This window comes from Rothia sp. P5766 (assembly GCF_048513555.1).
Lineage (GTDB): Bacteria > Actinomycetota > Actinomycetes > Actinomycetales > Micrococcaceae > Rothia.
In genome coordinates, this window is sequence record NZ_JBLXXS010000008.1 from 78,548 (window position 1) to 98,912 (window position 20,365).

Annotated in this window: 13 protein-coding genes; all 13 read left to right on the top strand. The window is 56.2% G+C overall.

Features of this window, described 5'->3' with window-relative positions; translation table 11 throughout:
* The first annotated feature begins 25 nt into the window (after positions 1-25).
* The 13 genes from gcvT to rplW all read left to right on the top strand — a co-directional run bounded on the left by gcvT (position 26) and on the right by rplW (position 20,339).
* On the top strand, positions 26-1,144 hold the full coding sequence (gcvT, locus tag ACN08V_RS05760; RefSeq protein ID WP_419104854.1) for a glycine cleavage system aminomethyltransferase GcvT: 1,119 nt from the start codon (positions 26-28) through the stop codon (positions 1,142-1,144).
* A 128-nt stretch (positions 1,145-1,272) separates the two neighbouring features.
* Positions 1,273-2,739, top strand: a complete 1,467-nt coding sequence (locus ACN08V_RS05765; protein WP_419104875.1) for an L-serine ammonia-lyase — start codon at positions 1,273-1,275, stop codon at positions 2,737-2,739.
* A 346-nt stretch (positions 2,740-3,085) separates the two neighbouring features.
* On the top strand, positions 3,086-6,586 hold the full coding sequence (rpoB, locus tag ACN08V_RS05770) for a DNA-directed RNA polymerase subunit beta (protein WP_419099284.1): 3,501 nt from the start codon (positions 3,086-3,088) through the stop codon (positions 6,584-6,586).
* Positions 6,587-6,655: 69 nt separating this feature from the next.
* Complete coding sequence (locus tag ACN08V_RS05775) at positions 6,656-10,546, top strand: DNA-directed RNA polymerase subunit beta' (RefSeq protein ID WP_419104855.1); 3,891 nt, start codon at positions 6,656-6,658, stop codon at positions 10,544-10,546.
* A gap of 375 nt (positions 10,547-10,921) precedes the next feature.
* Positions 10,922-13,012, top strand: coding sequence for a neutral/alkaline non-lysosomal ceramidase N-terminal domain-containing protein (locus tag ACN08V_RS05780; RefSeq protein WP_419104856.1), 2,091 nt, complete (start codon positions 10,922-10,924; stop codon positions 13,010-13,012).
* Positions 13,013-13,446: 434 nt separating this feature from the next.
* On the top strand, positions 13,447-13,821 hold the full coding sequence (gene rpsL, locus ACN08V_RS05785) for a 30S ribosomal protein S12 (RefSeq protein WP_419099287.1): 375 nt from the start codon (positions 13,447-13,449) through the stop codon (positions 13,819-13,821).
* The gene (rpsG, locus tag ACN08V_RS05790; RefSeq protein ID WP_185174277.1) at positions 13,821-14,291 is read left to right on the top strand and encodes a 30S ribosomal protein S7; all 471 of its coding nucleotides are present in this window, start codon (positions 13,821-13,823) and stop codon (positions 14,289-14,291) included. The genes rpsL and rpsG overlap by 1 nt, the downstream gene beginning before the upstream one ends.
* Positions 14,292-14,366: 75 nt before the next feature.
* Positions 14,367-16,481, top strand: coding sequence for an elongation factor G (fusA, locus tag ACN08V_RS05795; RefSeq protein ID WP_419099288.1), 2,115 nt, complete (start codon positions 14,367-14,369; stop codon positions 16,479-16,481).
* Between the two features lie 192 nt (positions 16,482-16,673).
* Positions 16,674-17,864, top strand: a complete 1,191-nt coding sequence (tuf, locus tag ACN08V_RS05800; protein WP_419104857.1) for an elongation factor Tu — start codon at positions 16,674-16,676, stop codon at positions 17,862-17,864.
* Between the two features lie 554 nt (positions 17,865-18,418).
* The gene (gene rpsJ, locus ACN08V_RS05805; RefSeq protein WP_068169589.1) at positions 18,419-18,727 is read left to right on the top strand and encodes a 30S ribosomal protein S10; all 309 of its coding nucleotides are present in this window, start codon (positions 18,419-18,421) and stop codon (positions 18,725-18,727) included.
* Positions 18,728-18,741: 14 nt separating this feature from the next.
* Complete coding sequence (gene rplC / locus ACN08V_RS05810; protein WP_419099290.1) at positions 18,742-19,398, top strand: 50S ribosomal protein L3; 657 nt, start codon at positions 18,742-18,744, stop codon at positions 19,396-19,398.
* Positions 19,399-19,404: 6 nt separating this feature from the next.
* The gene (gene rplD / locus ACN08V_RS05815; RefSeq protein WP_419099291.1) at positions 19,405-20,028 is read left to right on the top strand and encodes a 50S ribosomal protein L4; all 624 of its coding nucleotides are present in this window, start codon (positions 19,405-19,407) and stop codon (positions 20,026-20,028) included.
* A complete protein-coding gene (gene rplW, locus ACN08V_RS05820; protein WP_419099292.1) occupies positions 20,028-20,339 on the top strand; it encodes a 50S ribosomal protein L23 in 312 nt (103 codons plus the stop codon). The genes rplD and rplW overlap by 1 nt, the downstream gene beginning before the upstream one ends.
* Positions 20,340-20,365 lie beyond the last annotated feature (26 nt).

Below are 20,365 nucleotides of genomic sequence, written 5' to 3' on the forward strand. Positions count from 1 at the left end.
CCTTCTTTTGCCTGAAAGGTTCACCGTGTCACCCCAGAAAACCTCCCTCTACCAGGTCCACGCCGACCTGGGTGCCTCCTTCACCGACTTTGGCGGCTGGGACATGCCCCTCAAATACACCAACGATGTTGAAGAACACCGCGCGGTCCGCTCCGCAGCTGGCCTCTTTGACCTCTCCCACATGGGGGAGTTCCGCGTCACCGGTCCCGATGCTGCCGCCTTCCTGGACTACGCCCTGCTCTCTAATATGTCTATCCTCAAGGTCGGCAAAGCCAAATACTCCCTGCTCCTGAATGAGGCAGGCGGGGTCATTGACGACCTGATCACCTACCGGCTGGGCCAAGAAGAGTTCCTGGTCATTCCCAACGCTGCCAACGTAGCAGTTGATTATCAAGCTATGAGCGCTCGCACCGAGGGCTTTGACGTGACCCTGACCGACGAAACCACTAGCACTTCACTGGTTGCTATCCAGGGCCCTGCCTCCGAGGCCATTGTGCTGGATATGGACCCGTCTGATCCCGAGCTGGTCACCTCCCTGGGCTACTACGCTGCGGTGCCCCTGGAACTGAACGGCGTGAGTGTACTCCTGGCCCGCACCGGCTACACCGGCGAGGATGGTTTTGAGCTCTATGTTGCCAACGAGAGAGCAGCTGAATTGTGGGCGCTGGCCTCCGAGCGCGGACAGAAGCACGGTATTCTGCCCGCTGGCTTGGCCGCCCGTGATTCACTGCGCCTTGAAGCAGGCATGCCCCTCTACGGCCACGAGCTGGGCCTGGACATTACCCCCTTGGAATCGGGCATGGGCAAGCTGGTAGAGATTGCCCTGACCAAGAAGAGCGCAGACTTCCTGGGTCGGGCTGCCCTGGCCGAGGCCGCAGAGCAGACTCCCGCCCGTAGCCTGGTTGGTTTGAAGGCCCAGGGCAAGCGCCCCGGGCGGGCCGGGTCCCAGCTCTTGGACGAGCAGGGACAGGTGATCGGTGAAATCACTTCGGGCATTCCCTCACCGACCCTGGGATACCCCATTGCTATGGCTCTTATAGCCAGTGAGTACGCTCAAACGGGAGCTACAGTCAGCGTCGATATCCGTGGTAAGGTAGCACCTTTCGACATTGTTGAACTACCTTTTTACACCCGCCAGAAGTAAGTAGAGAATCTGGTGAGCGGGTGGCCCCTTGAAAGGCCACCCGCTCTCTTTAAGGAAAGGCCAGAAAGTTCTTGGAGATTGATTACGTCCCTGATTTTTCCCCGGGGCACAAGACACCCCAGCCGAGTATCCAGAGGCAGGCTGAAGCCCTGGAATATGACATCAGTGTTTTTGAGCTTTTCTCTATTGGTATTGGGCCTTCTAGTTCACACACTGTAGGCCCTATGCGGGCAAGCAACCGTTTTATTGCTGAGCTGATTGATGCGGGCAATCTCGACCGTGTCACCGGTGTGCACATTGACCTGTACGGGTCGCTGGCTGCCACCGGGACAGGTCACGGAACTATGAGCGCTGCCCTCAAAGGCCTGTGCGGTTTTGTTCCTGAAACTATTGATATCCTGGCAGCTGAAGCGCTCATGGACCGTAACCAGGTCGATGGCACTCTGCCCCTTGCCGGCTACCCATCAGCCGCCTTTGCCGAGGGCGCCCCCGGTGCAGCTACCCCCAAGATAATAGGTCCGGTTGTGAACTACCGCGAGCTGGATATTACCCTGCGACCGCTGACCGTCTTGCCCCGTCATACCAACGGCATTAAGGTGACCGCAAAAGCGGGGGAGCAGGTGCTCTTAGAGCGTACCTACTTCTCCATTGGCGGTGGCTTCATCGTGGAAGAGAATGAGGAAAGTGCTGGCTCTAGCGGGCTAACCCAGGCTCCCTACCCCTTCGGATCGGGTGCTGAGCTGCTGGATATGGCCAACACCGCGGGTCTTTCTATTGCCCAGCTCAAAATGGAGAACGAGAAAACCGTACGGTCCGAAGAAGAAGTTCGCGCGGGTATTCTCCACATCCGCCAGGTCATGAAGGAGTGTATCGGTTCCTCCTTAGAGCGTATGGGGTATCTGCCCGGGCCTTTGAAAGTGCGTTGCCGTGCCAGCCAGTGGCACCGTGACCTCTTGGCTGAGGATCCCCAAAAATCACCCGAGTTCGCTATCGACTGGGTGAACCTCATAGCGCTGGCGGTCAACGAGGAAAACGCTTTTGGCGGCCGGATTGTCACTGCTCCCACAAACGGTGCCTCGGGGATTATTCCCGCCGTCCTGCACTACGCCCTGAACTACCTTCCAGCGGTGCGCCACCGCGGGCAGAAAGTGGTGGATGATGCTGTGGTGGACTTCTTCTTGGCCGCTGCCTCCATCGGTGCGCTCTACAAGAAACGAGCCTCTATCTCGGGCGCTGAAGTGGGTTGCCAGGGTGAGGTGGGGACCGCCTCCTCTATGGCCGCTGCCGGTTTGGCCCAGGTGATGGGCGGAACCAATGAGCAGGTAGAGAATGCTGCCGAGATCGCTATGGAGCACAACCTGGGCCTGACCTGCGACCCGGTGGGTGGCCTGGTGCAGATTCCCTGTATTGAGCGCAATGCTATGGCGGCCTCAAATGCTGTGACTGCGGCCAAGATGGCCCTGCGTGGGGACGGCCAGCATCGTGTTTCCCTGGACCAGGTGATTGAGACTATGCGCCAGACCGGTGAGGACATGTCCCACCGTTACAAGGAGACCTCCATGGGCGGCCTGGCGGTCAACGTGGTGGAGTGCTAGAAGCCAAAACATGGGGGCCGCTACCGTTCTAGAGGGGGTAGCGGCCTTTGGTAGGCAAAGGGGCCTCTGAGGGGGAGGGTTGCACAAAGCGGCCATATTCGGTATAGACAAGTTTGCTGGCTTGCTGTAGTATGAATATTTGCGCTTCCCTAATCTTCTGTGCCTTCATATAGCGGTGGGCAGGTTGTTACAGGTTTTAAGTACGCCCCAGTACCCTCGAACATACTCTAGCTAACCAGCACGGCACAGGTGCCCATTTAGCAAGTTGTCTTTTTCAGGGTTCTTCGCGTACCACCCCTGGCGGGGGAGCGGGTACGAACAGACATGTCTGTGGAAGGATCCCATCTTGGTCGCCTCGAGCACCTCTCATACTAAAGCCGCTAACGGCGTAGATTCGCACAGTCGAATCTCATTCGCAAAAATCGCTGAGCCCCTGCAGGTACCCAACCTGCTGGCGCTCCAGCTCGACAGCTTTGATCAGCTCGTCGGTAACGAACGCTGGGCGGCAAAAGCCGCTGTAGCCGCCGAAACCGGTGACACCTCCGTCAGCCAAACTTCTGGCCTGGCAGATATTTTCGAAGAAATCTCTCCGATCGAGGACTTCCAGGGCACCATGTCCCTGTCCTTCTCCGATCCCGAGTTCGCTGACCCCAAGTACACCATGGAAGAGTGCAAGGATCGCGACGCGACCTACTCGGCTCCGCTGTACGTCAAGGCCGAATTCATGAATAACAACACGGGTGAAATCAAACAGCAGACCGTGTTCATGGGCGATTTTCCCCTGATGACCGAATCCGGCACCTTTGTGATTAATGGTTCCGAGCGCGTCGTCGTTTCGCAGCTAGTCCGTTCACCCGGTGCCTACTTCGAAAAGACCGCAGACCGCACCTCCGATAAGGACATCTACAGCGCGAAGATTATCCCTTCCCGCGGTGCATGGTTTGAACTTGAAATCGATAAGCGCGACCAGGTCGGCGTCCGTCTTGACCGCCGTCGTAAGCAGTCCGTGACCACCCTGCTTAAGGCTCTTGGCTGGAGCGAGGCTAAGATTCTGTCTGAATTCGGTGAATTCGACTCAATCCGCGCCACCCTTGAGAAGGACACCGTCCAGACCCGCGACGAAGCTCTGCTGGATATCTACCGCAAGCTGCGCCCGGGTGAACCCCCGACAGTTGATGCTGCTCAGGCTCTGCTGGACAACATGTACTTCACCCCCCGCCGCTACGACCTGGCCAAGGTCGGCCGCTACAAGGTTAACCGCAAGCTGGGCCTTGATACTCCCGTTAACGATCCTTCTGCTTCTGTTCTGTCTCAGGACGACATCGCGGCTATGATTCGCTACCTGGTCACTCTGCACGCAGGTGGCACCACTATCAAGGGTGTCCGTGACGGCCAGGAAGTTGACGTCCGCGTTGACGTTGATGATATCGACCACTTCGGCAACCGTCGCATCCGTGCGGTGGGCGAACTGATCGAGAACCAGATTCGTACCGGCCTGTCCCGTATGGAGCGCGTTGTCCGCGAGCGTATGACTACCCAGGACGTTGAGGCTATCACCCCTCAGACCCTGATTAACATCCGCCCGGTTGTTGCCTCTATCAAGGAATTCTTCGGCACTTCCCAGCTCTCCCAGTTCATGGACCAGAACAACCCGCTTGCAGGTCTAACCCACAAGCGCCGTCTGTCCGCACTGGGCCCCGGCGGTCTGTCCCGTGACCGTGCGGGCATGGAAGTTCGAGACGTCCACCCTTCCCACTACGGCCGTATGTGCCCCATCGAAACCCCTGAAGGCCCCAACATCGGTCTGATCGGCTCCTTGGCAACCTACGCCCGCATCAATCCCTTCGGTTTCATCGAAACCCCCTACCGTATCGTTCGTAACGGTAAGGTCACCGACGAGGTCAAGTACCTGACCGCCGACGATGAAAAGGGCAACACCATTGCGCAGGCTAACGCCCCCTTGACCGCCGACATGACCTTCTCTGAAGAGCAGGTCCTTTGCCGTGCAGGCGATGGATCCGGTGAAGCTGTTCTGGTTGATGCCTCCGAGATTGAGTTCATGGACGTTTCACCCCGCCAGATGGTGTCTGTTGCAACCGCTCTGATTCCTTACCTGGAACACGATGACGCTAACCGAGCACTCATGGGTGCTAACATGCAGCGTCAGGCTGTTCCCCTGCTGGAGTCTGAGGCTCCCGTTGTAGGTACCGGCATGGAACGCTATGCAGCGATTGACTCCGGTGACTCTGTTCTGGCTAAGAAAGCTGGCGTGGTTTCTGAGGTGTCAGCTGACCTGGTTGTTGTTCGCAACGATGACGGCACCACCACCTCCTACCCGATTCTCAAGTTCCAGCGCTCCAACCCCGGTAACTGCTACAACCACCGTGTTGTTGTTAAGGTGGGCGACCGGGTTGAAGCTCGCGGCTTGATTGCCGATGGCCCCTCCACCGACAAGGGCGAGCTTGCCCTCGGTAAAAACCTCTTGGTTGCTTACATGTCCTGGGAAGGGTTCAACTTTGAGGACGGTATCATCCTGTCCCAGCGCATGATCTCCGATGACGTGCTGACCTCAATCCACATTGAGGAACACGAAATTGATGCCCGCGACACCAAGCTGGGTGCCGAAGAGATTACCCGCGATATCCCCAACGTCTCCGAAGAGGTCCTGTCTGCTCTTGATGAGCGCGGCATCATCCACATCGGTGCAGAGGTTGAAGCCGGCGACATCCTGGTCGGTAAGGTCACCCCCAAGGGCGAGACCGAGCTGACCCCCGAAGAGCGCCTCTTGCGCGCTATCTTCGGTGAGAAGTCCCGCGAAGTCCGTGACACCTCCCTGAAGGTTCCCCACGGTGAGTCCGGAACCGTTATTGGCGTTCGTATCTTTGACCGCGAAAACGAAGACGAAGACCTGCCCAGCGGTGTTAACCAGCTGGTCCGTGTCTATGTTGCTCAGAAGCGCAAGATCACTGTTGGCGATAAGCTGGCAGGTCGCCACGGTAACAAGGGTGTTATCACCAAGATCCTGCCCGTTGAGGATATGCCCTTCATGGAAGACGGCACCCCCGTTGACGTCATCCTCAACCCGCTGGGCGTTCCCGGTCGTATGAACATCGGTCAGGTACTCGAAGTTCACACCGGCTGGTTGGCTAAGCAGGGCTGGAAGATTGAGGGCAACCCCGCCTGGCTCGATAAGCTTCACAACTTCCCCAAGGAAACCGGCCCCACCAACGTGGCAACCCCGGTATTCGACGGTGCCGGTGAAGAGGAACTCTTTGAGCTACTTGATCACGCTAACCCCAACCGCGACGGCGATCGTCTGATTGACCGTTCCGGTAAGGCACGTCTGCTTGATGGCCGTTCCGGTGAGCCCTTCCCCGAACCCGTTTCGGTGGGCTACCAGTACATCCTCAAGCTGCACCACCTGGTGGACGATAAGATCCACGCTCGTTCAACCGGTCCCTACTCCATGATTACCCAGCAGCCCCTGGGCGGTAAGGCCCAGTTTGGTGGTCAGCGCTTTGGTGAGATGGAAGTGTGGGCACTGGAAGCATACGGTGCCGCTTACACCCTGCAGGAAATCCTGACCGTCAAGTCCGATGACGTCCACGGCCGCGTTAAGGTCTACGAGGCTATCGTTAAGGGCGAGAACATCCCCGAACCCGGTGTTCCCGAGTCCTTCAAGGTCTTGATCAAGGAAATGCAGTCCCTCTGCCTGAACGTTGAGGTTCTCTCAACTGACGGTAAGACCATCGAAATGCGCGATGGAGAAGAAGAAGGCTTCCGTGCAGCAGATGACCTGGGTATTGACCTGTCCCACGCAGAGCCCAGCTCTGTCGAAGAGGTCTAACCCCTAAGCGGTTAGATTCCTCATCTGTTCTCAAAGACTTCAAAACACTAGGAAAGAGATAAGGACCAAATGTCCAACGAATCTTCACTTGGTTTGATGCGTATTGGCCTGGCGACCTCCCAGAATATTCTGGATTGGTCCTACGGCGAGGTTAAGAAACCTGAAACCATCAACTACCGAACCCTAAAGCCCGAGAAGGAAGGCCTCTTCGACGAGCGCATCTTCGGCCCCACCCGCGACTGGGAATGCTACTGCGGTAAGTACAAGCGTGTCCGTTTTAAGGGCATCATCTGTGAGCGCTGTGGTGTAGAGGTAACCCGTGCCAAGGTGCGCCGTGAGCGCATGGGTCACATTGAGCTGGCAGCTCCTGTCACCCACATCTGGTACTTCAAGGGTGTCCCCTCCCGTCTGGGCTACTTGCTTGACCTGGCTCCTAAGGACCTGGAAAAGATTATTTACTTCGCCGCCTACATGATTACTCATGTTGACGAAGAAGCCCGCCACGAGGACCTGCCTAACCTGCAGGCCGCTCACGACCGCGATAAGAAGGTCCTGGAGGATCAGCTTGCCGCCGACATTAACCTGATTGCTCGCGAGACCGAAGAGGAACTCGCTCGCGTTGAGGCTGAGGGTGGTAAAGCCGCTGAGAAGCGTAAGCTCCGTGATGCCGCTGAGCGTCAGATGGCTGCGGTTCGTAAGAACGCAGAACGCGAAATCGAGCAGCTCGAGCGCGTCTGGGATCGCTTTAAGAACCTCAAGGTCGCTGACCTTGAAGGTGACGAGTCGCTCTATCGTGGCATGGTCGATAAGTACGGCATGTACTTTGAAGGCTCCATGGGTGCTGAGGCTATCAAGAAGCGTCTTGAGAGCTTTGACATGGAAGCGGAAGCTGAGGCTCTCAAGGACATCATTCAGACCGGCAAGGGTCAGAAGAAGACCCGTGCGCTCAAGCGTCTGAAGGTTGTCAACGCTTTCTTGACCACCGATAACTCCCCGCTGGGTATGGTTCTGGATTACGTTCCCGTTATTCCTCCGGAACTGCGCCCCATGGTTCAGCTTGACGGTGGTCGCTTTGCCACCTCCGACCTGAATGACCTCTACCGTCGCGTTATTAACCGCAACAACCGCCTCAAGCGTCTGCTGGAACTCGGTGCCCCCGAGATTATCGTCAACAACGAAAAGCGTATGCTTCAGGAAGCTGTTGACTCCCTGTTCGATAACGGTCGCCGCGGTCGCCCTGTGACCGGTCCCGGTAACCGCCCCCTCAAGTCCCTCTCGGACATGCTTAAGGGTAAGCAGGGGCGTTTCCGCCAGAACCTTCTGGGTAAGCGCGTTGACTACTCAGGCCGTTCCGTTATTGTCGGTGGCCCCACTCTGCAGATGCACCAGTGCGGTCTGCCTAAGCAGATGGCGCTGGAGCTCTTCAAGCCCTTCGTCATGAAGCGCCTGGTTGATCTGAACCACGCTCAGAACATCAAGTCTGCTAAGCGCATGGTTGAGCGTTTCCGCCCCCAGGTTTGGGACGTTCTCGAAGAGATCATCACCGAGCACCCCGTTCTGCTTAACCGTGCACCTACCCTGCACCGCCTGGGTATTCAGGCCTTCGAACCCCAGTTGGTTGAAGGTAAGGCTATCCAGTTGCACCCGCTCGTTTGCTCCGCTTTCAACGCGGACTTCGACGGTGACCAGATGGCTGTGCATCTGCCCCTCTCACCCGAGGCGCAGGCTGAGGCTCGCATCCTCATGCTCTCATCTAACAACATCCTGAAGCCTTCAGATGGCCGCCCTGTTGCGGTACCTGACCAGGATATGATTATCGGTCTCTTCCACCTGACCACCGCTCGGGAGGGTGAGAAGAACGAGGGTCGCCTGTTCTCCTCATACGCCGAAGCCATTATGGCTTTGGACCGCCACGAGATTGAGCTCTACACCAAGGTCAAGATTGTTCTTGACGACTTTGTACCCTACGAGGGCTGGGAAGCCCCCGAGGGCTACGAGCCCGGTCAGCCCGTGCTGGTGGAGACCACTGTCGGTCAGGTTATCTTCAACCAGACCCTGCCCGCTGACTACCCCTGGTATACCGGTGTCGCAGACAAGAAGAGCCTGGGTGCCCTGATTAACGATCTGGCTGAGAAGTACCCCATGCACGTGGTTGCTCGCTCACTGGATGAACTCAAGAACACCGGTTTCTACTACGCCTCACGCTCAGGTGTGACCGTTGCGGTTACCGATATCGCTGCGCCTCCCACCAAGCCCGCCATTATGGAAGGCTACGAGGCTCAGGCTGCTAACATCGAGTCCCAGTTCGCTATGGGTCTGATTGACGACCATGAGCGTCGTACCGAGCTGATTGACATCTGGACTAAGGCAACCGATGAGGTTGCTGAGGCTATGAAGGAAAATCTGGCTGAGAAGAACACCACCATTAACCGCATGGTTACTTCTGGTGCTCGCGGTAACTGGATGCAGGTCCGTCAGATTGCCGGTATCCGTGGTCTGGTGTCTAACACCAAGGGTGAAATTATGCCTCGCCCGATTAAGTCTTCCTACCGCGAAGGCCTGTCGGTTCTGGAGTACTTCATCGCTACCCACGGTGCTCGTAAGGGTCTGGCTGATACCGCGCTGCGTACCGCTAACTCGGGTTACCTGACCCGTCGTCTGGTGGACGTTTCGCAGGACGTCATTGTGCGTGAGCACGACTGTGGTACCCACCGTGGTCTGGCTCTGCCCCTGGTTCAGGTTGACCAGGCTAGCGGTGCAGTAACCCTGCACGAGAATGTTGAGTCTTCAATCCACGGTCGTTCACTTGCTGTGGACATCAAGGCTGAGGACGGCGCCGTTCTGGCAGAAGCTGGCGCTGACGTTTCAGATATCGTTATTGATGATCTCTTCAAGGCCGGTATCCAGGAAGTTCGTGTTCGCTCGGTTCTGACCTGTGAGTCCGCTGTTGGTGTCTGTGCCCTCTGCTACGGTCGCTCCATGGCTTCGGGTAACCTGGTCGACATTGGTGAAGCCGTCGGTATTATCGCGGCTCAGTCCATTGGTGAGCCCGGTACCCAGCTGACCATGCGTACCTTCCACACCGGTGGTGTCGCATCGGCTGACGATATTACCCAGGGTCTGCCCCGTATTCAGGAGCTCTTCGAGGCTCGCACCCCCAAGGGTGTTGCCCCGATCTCCGAGGTCACCGGTCGCGTCAGCATTGAGGACACTGAGAAGTCCCTCAAGGTTGTCATCACCCCTGATAACGGCGATGATCCTATCGCTTACCCCATTCTGCGTCGTGCCCGCCTGGAAGTTGCCGAGGGTGACCATATCACCGTCGGTACCCAGCTGGTTGCCGGTGCTGTTGATCCTAAGGAGATCCTGCGTATTCGCGGTCCCCGTGAGGCTCAGAAGCACCTGGTGGATGAGGTTCAGGGCGTCTACCGTTCACAGGGCGTAGGTATCCACGACAAGCACGTTGAGGTTATCGTTCGTCAGATGCTCCGCCGTATTACCGTGATTGATTCCGGTGAGACCAACCTGCTGCCCGGTGAGCTGGTTGAGAACGTGGCTTTCCAGAACGCTAACCGTGCGGCAGTTGCTGAGGGTAAGCGCCCCGCTTCGGGCCGTCCCGAGCTGATGGGTATCACCAAGGCATCACTTGCTACCGAGTCGTGGCTGTCGGCCGCTTCCTTCCAGGAAACCACTCGCGTCCTGACCCAGGCTGCGATGGAAGGCAAGGAAGACCCGCTGGTCGGCCTTAAGGAGAATGTCATCATTGGTAAGCTGATCCCCGCCGGTACCGGTCTTGCTCGTTATAACGATATTGAGGTTGAACCTACCGACGAGGCGCGTGAGGCCCTGTTCGCTCAGACCGCGACCCCTTACAACGATTTCAGCTACGCTGAGACCAATGAGGGTGCTATCAGCCCCGAGTTCCAGGCTATTCCGCTGGATGACTACGAGATTCGCTAGTCTCTAGGCCAGGCAGCTTCTAGGCCGCAAAGTTAAGGGCGCTTCTCCACATTGGTGGGGGAGCGCCCTTTGCCCTGTCCGGCAGTTTCTGAGCTGATGGCGGTTTGAGGTTAGCTGGTTGGCCCTCTCTGGGAGAGGAGCTCTGAAAAGGAGGGGGAGGAGGCTTGGCTGATGAGGCGGCGAGCGGTCGATGGACTATCGGTGCGTGCGGAAAGTAACATTCGATCGGGTTTGGGTGCTGACCTGCATCAAAATCGGGGTCTGGCTTTCCTTGCCGTTTTTCTGAGGCTCAAGGGTGTCTGTGGAGGCGTAGTCTATAACCGTACATATCACTCTATTGCTTAGTACAAAGCAATCGCACATATTGAGGTCACCATGATGTCAAAGAAGAGAATAGGGTCGGGGATAGCTACCCTGGGTGCTACGTTGGCTCTTGTCGCCGGTAGCTCTCTGATGCCTGCAGAGGCTGCCAACCAGGTAACCCCCGCGACAGTCAGCGCTGCCAGCGTCTCGGACCTAATCCGTTCTAGTCAGCCAACAGAGCTTAATCCTTTTTTGGTGGGAGCCGGGGTTTCCGATATTACCGGTGAGGTAGCTGAGGTGGGCTTTATTGGCTATGGGACGGCCACACAGAAGGGCAGCGGTCTGCATACTCGTCAGTATGCCCGTGCCTTTGTTGTGATTGATCCGGTAGACGGGCAACGTAACCTGATAGTGGTTTTGGACGCTCTCAGTGGTTGGGGTAGTCTGCGTGAGGCTTTGGTGGATCAGATTCGAGCTGAGTTTGGCCCTGAGTTTTCAGAGGCCAATATCATGATTACAGCCAGCCATACGCATGCCACTCCTGGGGGAGTGAGTAAGGATGCCCTCTATAACATCACTACCTTGGGCTTCCACAAGGCTACTTTTGATGCTCAGGTCACTGGCTCCATGCGCGCTATTCGCCAGGCTCTAGCTGATCTAGCGCCCGGGAACGTCACGGTCTCCCAGTCTGAATTGACCGGGGTCGGTGTCAACCGTTCGGCTGTTGCTCAGCGGCAAGATCCACCGGAACTTTTGCGGATGTTGACTGATGGTGTAGATCCTTCCAGCACTACTTTTCGGTTCGAGCACAATGGGGTAACAAGGGCGGTTCTCAACTGGTATGCGGTGCATGCTACGTCTTTGACCAACCAAAATACTCTGGTTTCTTCTGATAATAAGGGCTATGCCGAGTACCTGCTAGAGACGGTCGATCACGGGGTGGACCTTAATCAGGAAAGTGATCAGCCTGATTTTGTGGCTGCTTTTGCTAATAGTAGCGCTGGTGATGTCTCACCCAATACCTGGTTGAAACCTGGAATGGGCCCCACCGATGATCAGTTTGAAAACCTGAAGATCCAGGGTAGCCGCCAGGCTGATGCCGTCCGGCAGCAGTTGGCAAACCCCGGAGTGCCCCTTGGCCGGGGCTTGGACTCCCGAATTACGTATACGGATTTCTCTTCAGTAAATGTGAGCCAGCAGTTCACGGGCACTGGTTATGCCGGGCGAACCTGTAATGCTTCCCTGGGTGCACCTTTCGCAGCCGGCAGTGTGGAAGATGGGCCGGGAGCTGATGGTTTCAATGAGGGGGTAAATGCTAATAAGGTGTGGAGCGGCTTTAACTGGCTTGCCTATAGCGCATCCTCGGACTTGACCGCCTGCCAGTACCCTAAGGCAAATCTTTTGGCGGTTCATCAGCAGATCCAGCAAAAGTTACCGGTTCAGGTCATGCGTTTTGGTGACTACTACCTTTTGGGTATGCCCGGTGAACTGACGAGCGCTGTGGGGGCGCAATACCGGCAGGATATGGCAGAACTGTTTGGGGTAGATGTATCTCATATCATTGTTCAGGGCTACACTAATGCTTATAGCCATTATGTGACCACGCCTCAGGAATATGTGACCCAGCAGTATGAAGGCGGAGCAACTGTCTTTGGCATCAACGAGATGGGTGCCTTCCGTCAGGTCTTGCAGACTGTGGGTAGCTCCCTGAAAGAGGGTAGAGAACTGAATATTGGTGATAAGCCTCTTATGCGCAAGCCTATGGAGTCGACTGTCGGCAAGGTCTGGTATGACAGCCCCGGCTGGGGTAACTACTATGGCAAGGTTTTGGCTCAACCGCGTGATACTCATGCTGGGGGCCAGGTAAGCGCTCTCTTTGTGGGCGCGCACCCCAATAATAATCACAAGCTCAACGCCACCTATCTTGAGGTTCAGCGAAAGCAAGGGGACAGTTGGGTGAGGGTTGCAGCCGATAACGACCCCAATACCAAGTTCCATTGGCGGCGGCACTGGGCTGCCCAATCGCGCGTCAGCATTGAATGGCAGGTACCTGAGGAGGCTCTGCCCGGTACTTATCGCCTTGTCTACTACGGTGATTCAAAGCAAGCCAACGGAAAGATTACTCCCTTTACTGGAACCAGCCGGGAGTTTAAGGTCAGCTAGCACCTTGTGACTTCTTGCGGTGCCCGTCCTTCTTCTATGTGAGGGGCGGGCACCATTTTTGTAGGTAAAGGAGGGTGGAACCTGTCTTAAGTGCCTCATATCACCACGATCGCGGGTTTAAAGCTGAGGTTGAGCAGGCTTTGGGGTAGATTAAAGCGCGCAAAACAGGCTATAGTCATACCTGGAGTACTTAGCAGTGGCGTAAGCTCCTAGCTCAGTACATGAGAACCAATGGCAGAATGGACACCGTCCTTTGGCCTTGTTCACTCTCGACTTCGGTCGAAAAGTGATCTTGAGGCCTAAATGCCATTTTTTGTTATGTCTGGGTACATTCTGCTAAGCGTAAGAATTTCTTTTGCACTTATTTCCAAGTTGCAGAAGGCAAGTAAAGCCGGTTGAGCCTAACAGCCCAGCCGAAACCAAACGGAGAACAAGTGCCTACAATTCAGCAGTTGGTCCGTAAGGGCCGTGCACCCAAGGTCGTCAAGACCAAGGCGCCCGCACTTAAGGGCAACCCCATGAAGCGTGGCGTATGCACCCGTGTATACACCACTACCCCGAAGAAGCCGAACTCAGCACTGCGTAAGGTCGCACGTGTTAAGCTCAACGGCGGCATCGAGGTTACCGCATACATCCCCGGTGAGGGCCACAACCTTCAGGAACACTCTATCGTGCTGGTGCGCGGTGGTCGTGTGAAGGACCTCCCCGGTGTTCGTTACAAGATTGTACGTGGCGCACTGGATACCCAGGGCGTTAAGGGCCGCGGTCAGGCTCGTTCACGCTACGGCGCAAAGAAGGAGAAGAAGTAATGCCTCGTAAGGGTCCCGCTCCTAAGCGTCCCCTCGTAAACGATCCTGTTTACGGTTCACCGCTGGTCACCCAGCTCATCAACAAGGTTCTGCTGGACGGCAAGAAGTCAACCGCTGAGCGCATCGTTTATGGTGCACTCGAAGGCGTTGCTCAGAAGACCGGCGCAGATCCCGTAGCAACCCTCAAGAAGGCTATGGACAACGTCAAGCCTTCACTTGAGGTCCGCTCACGCCGCGTTGGCGGTGCGACCTACCAGGTCCCCGTCGAGGTTCGCGCAGGCCGTGCAACCGCATTGGCTCTTCGCTGGCTCGTTGGCTTCTCAAAGCTTCGTCGCGAGAAGACCATGACCGAGCGTCTCATGAACGAGATCCTGGATGCTTCCAACGGTCTCGGTGCAGCTGTGAAGCGTCGCGAAGACACTCACAAGATGGCAGAGTCCAACAAGGCCTTCGCACACTACCGCTGGTAATTTTTTCGTAGCCTGCCGCTATGTACAAAAGTACATAGCGGTAGGCTATCGGAGTTTCTCACAAGGGAGAACAAAGTGGCACTAGACGTGCTTACAGACCTAAAAAAGGTCCGCAACATTGGTATTATGGCGCACATTGACGCCGGTAAGACCACCACAACCGAACGCATCCTCTTCTACACCGGTATTAACCACAAGATTGGTGAAACCCACGACGGTGCGTCAACCATGGACTGGATGGCTCAGGAACAGGAACGCGGTATTACCATTACCTCCGCGGCTACCACCTGCTTCTGGAAGAACAACCAGATCAACATCATCGATACCCCCGGCCACGTTGACTTCACTGTTGAGGTTGAGCGTTCACTGCGCGTCCTCGACGGCGCTGTAGCCGTGTTCGACGGTAAGGAAGGCGTTGAGCCTCAGTCTGAAACCGTTTGGCGTCAGGCTGACAAGTACGAAGTTCCCCGCATCTGCTTCGTCAACAAGATGGACAAGCTGGGCGCTGACTTCTACTTCACCGTAGACACCATCGTCAAGCGTCTGGGCGCAACCCCCCTGGTCCTACAGCTCCCCATCGGCGCTGAAAACGACTTCATTGGCGTCGTTGACCTGCTCACGATGCAGGCCTACGTATGGCCCGGCGATGCCAAGGGCGACGTTACCATGGGCGCTTCCTACGAAACCCGCGAGATTCCTGCGGACTTGGTTGAGAAGGCCGAAGAGTACCGTTCACAGCTGGTTGAAGCTGTAGCTGAGTCCTCCGAAGAACTCATGAACAAGTATCTGGAAGGCGAGGAACTGACCCTTGAGGAAATCAAGGCCGGTATCCGTCAGCTGACCGTCAACAATGAGGCTTACCCGGTTCTGTGTGGTTCAGCATTCAAGAACCGCGGCGTGCAGCCCATGCTTGACGCTGTTCTGGATTATCTGCCCTCACCGCTGGATGTTCCTGCTATGGTTGGTCACCTGCCCACCGACGAAGAGGCAGAAGTAACCCGCAAGCCCTCAGCAGATGAGCCTTTCGCGGCTCTGGCCTTCAAGGTCGCAGCACACCCCTTCTACGGTCAGCTGACCTACATCCGCGTTTACTCCGGTAAGGCTGCACAGGGCCAGCAGGTTCTGAACGCCACCAAGGGTAAGAAGGAACGTATTGGTAAGCTCTTCCAGATGCACTCCAACAAGGAGAACCCTGTTGAAGAGATCCAGGCAGGCCACATCTACGCAGCTATCGGCCTGAAGGACACCACCACCGGTGACACCCTCTGCGATATTGCTAACCCCGTGGTTCTGGAATCCATGACCTTCCCCGCACCCGTGATCTTCGTGGCCATTGAGCCCAAGACCAAGGGTGACCAGGAGAAGATGTCAACTGCGATTCAGAAGCTTTCTGCAGAAGACCCCACCTTCACTGTTTCACTCAACGAAGAAACCGGCCAGACCGAAATTGGCGGTATGGGCGAGCTCCACCTGGACATCATCGTTGACCGTATGAAGCGTGAATTCAAGGTTGAAGCAAATGTGGGTAAGCCCCAGGTTGCCTACCGCGAAACCATCACCAAGGCTGTCGAGAAGGTTGACTACACCCACAAGAAACAGACCGGTGGTTCTGGTCAGTTCGCTAAGGTTCAGGTTTCCTTCGAACCCGTTCCCCTGGACGCAGAAGAGCTCTACGAGTTTGATAACGTCGTTACCGGTGGTCGCGTTCCCCGCGAATACATCCCCTCTGTTGATGCCGGTATCCAGGACGCAATGCAGCTGGGTATCTTGGCTGGCTACCCCGTAGTCGGTGTCAAGGCTACTCTGATTGACGGCGCTTACCACGACGTCGACTCATCAGAAATGGCCTTCAAGATTGCTGGCTCAATGGTCTTCAAGGAAGGCGCACGTCGCGCTAACCCGGTTCTGCTTGAACCCCTGATGGCTGTTGAAGTTCGTACCCCGGAAGAGTACATGGGCGACGTGATCGGCGACCTGAACTCACGCCGCGGTCAGATCCAGTCGATGGAAGATGCAGCAGGCGTCAAGATCGTTCACGCTCTTGTTCCGCTGTCAGAAATGTTCGGTTACATCGGTGACCTCCGTTCAAAGACCCAGGGTCGTGCCGTCTTCTCCATGGAGTTCGACAGCTACTCAGAGGTTCCCAAGAACGTCGCTGATGAAATCATTCAGAAGAGCCGCGGCGAATAATTCTCGCCCTGGTACGGCTCGCTTAATGTGAGCCGTACCGCTTTTCAAAAAACCTAATAAATGAACCTCTCTGGGTTTCGCCTGACCGGCCTTATCCGCTATTGTGGTAGCTAGACCGCCTTCTATGGCGGAGTGCGCCGGTATCAAACCCGAGTGCAGGTTCTCAAATCTTCTCTATAGGAGGAAAAACTCTTGGCAAAAGCTAAGTTCGAGCGCTCCAAGCCTCACGTAAACGTCGGTACTATTGGTCACGTTGACCACGGTAAGACTACTCTGACCGCTGCTATCTCTAAGGTTCTTGCAGACAAGTACCCTGACCTGAACGAGAAGCGCGACTTCGGTATGATCGACTCCGCTCCCGAAGAGCGCCAGCGCGGTATTACCATTAACATTGCTCACATCGAGTACCAGACCGAGAAGCGCCACTACGCACACGTTGACGCTCCCGGCCACGCTGACTATGTCAAGAACATGATCACCGGTGCTGCTCAGATGGACGGCGCAATCCTGGTTGTTGCTGCCACCGACGGCCCCATGGCACAGACCCGCGAGCACGTTCTGCTGGCTCGCCAGGTTGGCGTTCCCACCCTGCTTGTTGCTCTCAACAAGTCAGACATGGTTGAAGATGAAGAACTTCTCGACCTGGTTGAGATGGAAGTTCGCGAACTTCTGTCCTCACAGGAATTCGATGGCGACAACGCTCCTGTTGTTCGCGTTTCCGCTCTGAAGGCTCTGGAAGGTGACCCCGAGTGGGTTGCTAAGGTTGAAGAGCTCATGGAAGAGGTTGACAACTACATTCCCGACCCCGTACGTGAGAAGGACAAGCCCTTCCTCATGCCCATCGAGGACGTCTTCACCATCACCGGTCGCGGTACCGTTGTTACCGGCCGTGCAGAGCGCGGTACCCTCAAGATCAACTCCGAAGTTGAGATCGTTGGTATCCGTCCCCTCCAGAAGACCACCGTTACCGGTATCGAGATGTTCCACAAGCAGCTCGACGAAGCTTGGGCAGGCGAGAACTGTGGTCTGCTGCTTCGCGGTCTCAAGCGCGATGACGTAGAGCGTGGTCAGGTTGTTGTTGCTCCCGGCTCAATCACCCCCCACACCCAGTTCGAGGCTAACGTTTACATCCTTTCCAAGGATGAAGGCGGCCGCCACAACCCCTTCTACTCGAACTACCGTCCTCAGTTCTACTTCCGCACCACCGACGTTACCGGTGTTATCACCCTTCCCGAGGGCACCGAAATGGTTATGCCCGGCGACAACACTGAGATGACCGTTGAGCTCATCCAGGAAATCGCTATGGAAGAGGGCCTGGGCTTCGCAATCCGCGAAGGCGGTCGCACCGTCGGTTCAGGTCGCGTAACCAAGATCATCAAGTAAGTCTGACTTACCCTAAGATCTGCAACTACCCCTAGGGTAGAAGCGCAAGGGCTGGCCCCGCAGAGTAATCTGCGGGGCCAGCCCTTTTATATTGTGTAGCCTTTTGAGTCCTTGCGTCTTGGAAACCTCTGATCTCAGGGAGGCTCTTTGAGGGGTGGCTCTAGCAGGGTACCTGTTAATATATGTGGGTCTGAACACTTCAAGAAAGAAAATCTTGCTAAGAATAGATAACTCTGGCATGATTGAGTACGTTGTTCAAGCGTTTGCCCGCTGAAAGTAGCCAGATAGCAGTTCTGATAGATGGTGAAGGCAAACCCAAATATGACCCAATCGATCAGTTCGAGGGAATAGTGCGCGCTTTTTATGCATTGCATAGGCGACACGCCCGAGTTCGGGGGTCGGTGCCTCGGCAGGGTGAGGAACCCGGCAGATGCCGGATTCAGCCTGTTAGAGGCGGCGCGAAAGAAATGAAGATTCATCTCTTTACCTTAAGCGCCATAAAAAGGAGCAACCGCTCCGTTACAGGGAAGTAGACAAGAAAGAGAGTCCGACAGATGGCGGGACAGAAAATCCGCATCCGTCTGAAGTCATACGACCACGAGGTCATTGATTCTTCAGCTCGGAAAATCGTTGAGACAGTTACGCGTGCAGGCGCTACGGTAGTTGGCCCCGTGCCCCTACCCACCGAAAAGAACGTGTACTGCGTTATCCGTTCGCCTCACAAGTACAAGGACAGCCGCGAGCACTTTGAAATGCGCACGCACAAGCGTCTGATCGACGTCGTTGATCCGACCCCCAAGGCTGTTGATGCCCTCATGCGTCTTGACCTTCCGGCAGACGTAAACATCGAAATCAAGCTGTAGAGGATCGCATCTAAATGACTAACAAGTTCGAGCGCCAGGTTAAGGGCCTGCTGGGCACCAAGCTTGGCATGACCCAGGTCTGGGACGAAAACGGCAAATTCGTGCCCGTTACTGTCGTCAAGGCCGATTCAAACGTTGTTACCCAGCTGCGCAAGGCTGAAACCGATGGCTACGAAGCTATCCAGATCGGTTTCGGTGCTATCGAAGCTCGCAAGGTAACCAAGCCCCTCGCCGGTCACTTCGAGAAGGCAGGCGTAACTCCTCGCCGTCACCTCGTTGAACTCCGCACCTCAGACGCTGCAGAATACTCACTCGGTCAGGAACTGACCGTTGAGCTCTTCGAAGCTGGCCAGAAGGTTGACGTAGTAGGCAAGACCAAGGGTAAGGGCTTCGCCGGTGTTATGAAGCGTCACGGCTTCGCAGGTGTAGGTGCATCACACGGTGCCCACAAGAACCACCGTAAGCCCGGCTCAATCGGTGGCGCATCATACCCCGCACGCGTGTTCAAGGGTATGCGCATGGCAGGCCGTATGGGCGCTGCACGCCACACCACCATGAACCTCACTATTCAGGGTGTAGATGCAGAAAACAATGTTCTTTTGATCAAGGGCGCAATCCCCGGTCCTAAGGGCGGCGTTGTTCTGGTTCGCACCGCTGTGAAGGGAGCCTAATACACCATGGCTGTCAAGACCGTAAAGGTAGACCTGCCCGCTGATATCTTCGACGCTCAGGCATCTGTACCCCTGCTTCACCAGGTGGTAGTTGCCCAGCTCGCAGCAGCTCGTCAGGGTACTCACAAGACCAAGAACCGCGGCGAAGTTTCCGGCGCAGGCCGTAAGCCCTTCAAGCAGAAGGGTACCGGCCGTGCACGTCAGGGCTCCATTCGCGCCCCCCACATGACCGGTGGTGGCGTTGTACATGGCCCGACCCCCCGTAGCTACGCTCAGCGGACCCCCAAGAAGATGATTGCAGCTGCCCTGCGCGGCGCTCTCTCCGATCGCGCTCGTCACGATCGCGTTCACGTTGTCGAAACCCTGGTTGAAGGCCCCAAGCCTTCCACTAAGGCAGCTAAGGCAGCAATCGCAGAGATCACCAGCCGCAAGAATGCACTGGTTGTCATCGACCGCAAGGACGACCTGGTAGCACTGTCAGCACGCAACCTGGAGAACGTACACGTTATCTACGCAGATCAGCTGAACACCTACGATGTTCTGATCTCAGATGACGTTATCTTCACCAAGGATGCCTACGACGTATTTGTCGCAGTTGCTTCCAAGGCCAAGAAAGAGGCTGCTAAGTAATGTCTGTTACCACCTCAACTTTCAAGGATCCCCGCGACGTGATTATCGCTCCCGTCGTGTCGGAAAAGAGCTACGGTCAGCTCGACGAAGGTAAGTACACCTTCCTCGTAGACCCCCGCTCCAACAAGCTGGAAATCAAGCAGGCCATCGAGACCATCTTCGATGTCAAGGTTGCTTCCATCAACACCGCCAACCGTGCAGGCAAGCGCAAGCGCACCCGCCACGGTTGGGGTGCTCGTAAGAACACCAAGCGTGCGATTGTAACCCTCAAAGAAGGCGCAATCGACCTCTTCGGCGGTCCGGCAGCATAGGCTCCGGAGACCACTTTAGCGAAGGA

What these genes read in the sequence shown, in the direction of transcription:
- rplW (WP_419099292.1), top strand. Translation starts at nt 20,028, where the DNA reads ATGTCTGTTACCACCTCAACTTTCAAGGATCCCCGCGACGTGATTATC.
- rpsJ (WP_068169589.1), top strand. Translation starts at nt 18,419, where the DNA reads ATGGCGGGACAGAAAATCCGCATCCGTCTGAAGTCATACGACCACGAG.
- rpsG (WP_185174277.1), top strand. Translation starts at nt 13,821, where the DNA reads ATGCCTCGTAAGGGTCCCGCTCCTAAGCGTCCCCTCGTAAACGATCCT.
- rplD (WP_419099291.1), top strand. Translation starts at nt 19,405, where the DNA reads ATGGCTGTCAAGACCGTAAAGGTAGACCTGCCCGCTGATATCTTCGAC.
- rplC (WP_419099290.1), top strand. Translation starts at nt 18,742, where the DNA reads ATGACTAACAAGTTCGAGCGCCAGGTTAAGGGCCTGCTGGGCACCAAG.
- ACN08V_RS05780 (WP_419104856.1), top strand. Translation starts at nt 10,922, where the DNA reads ATGATGTCAAAGAAGAGAATAGGGTCGGGGATAGCTACCCTGGGTGCT.
- ACN08V_RS05775 (WP_419104855.1), top strand. Translation starts at nt 6,656, where the DNA reads ATGTCCAACGAATCTTCACTTGGTTTGATGCGTATTGGCCTGGCGACC.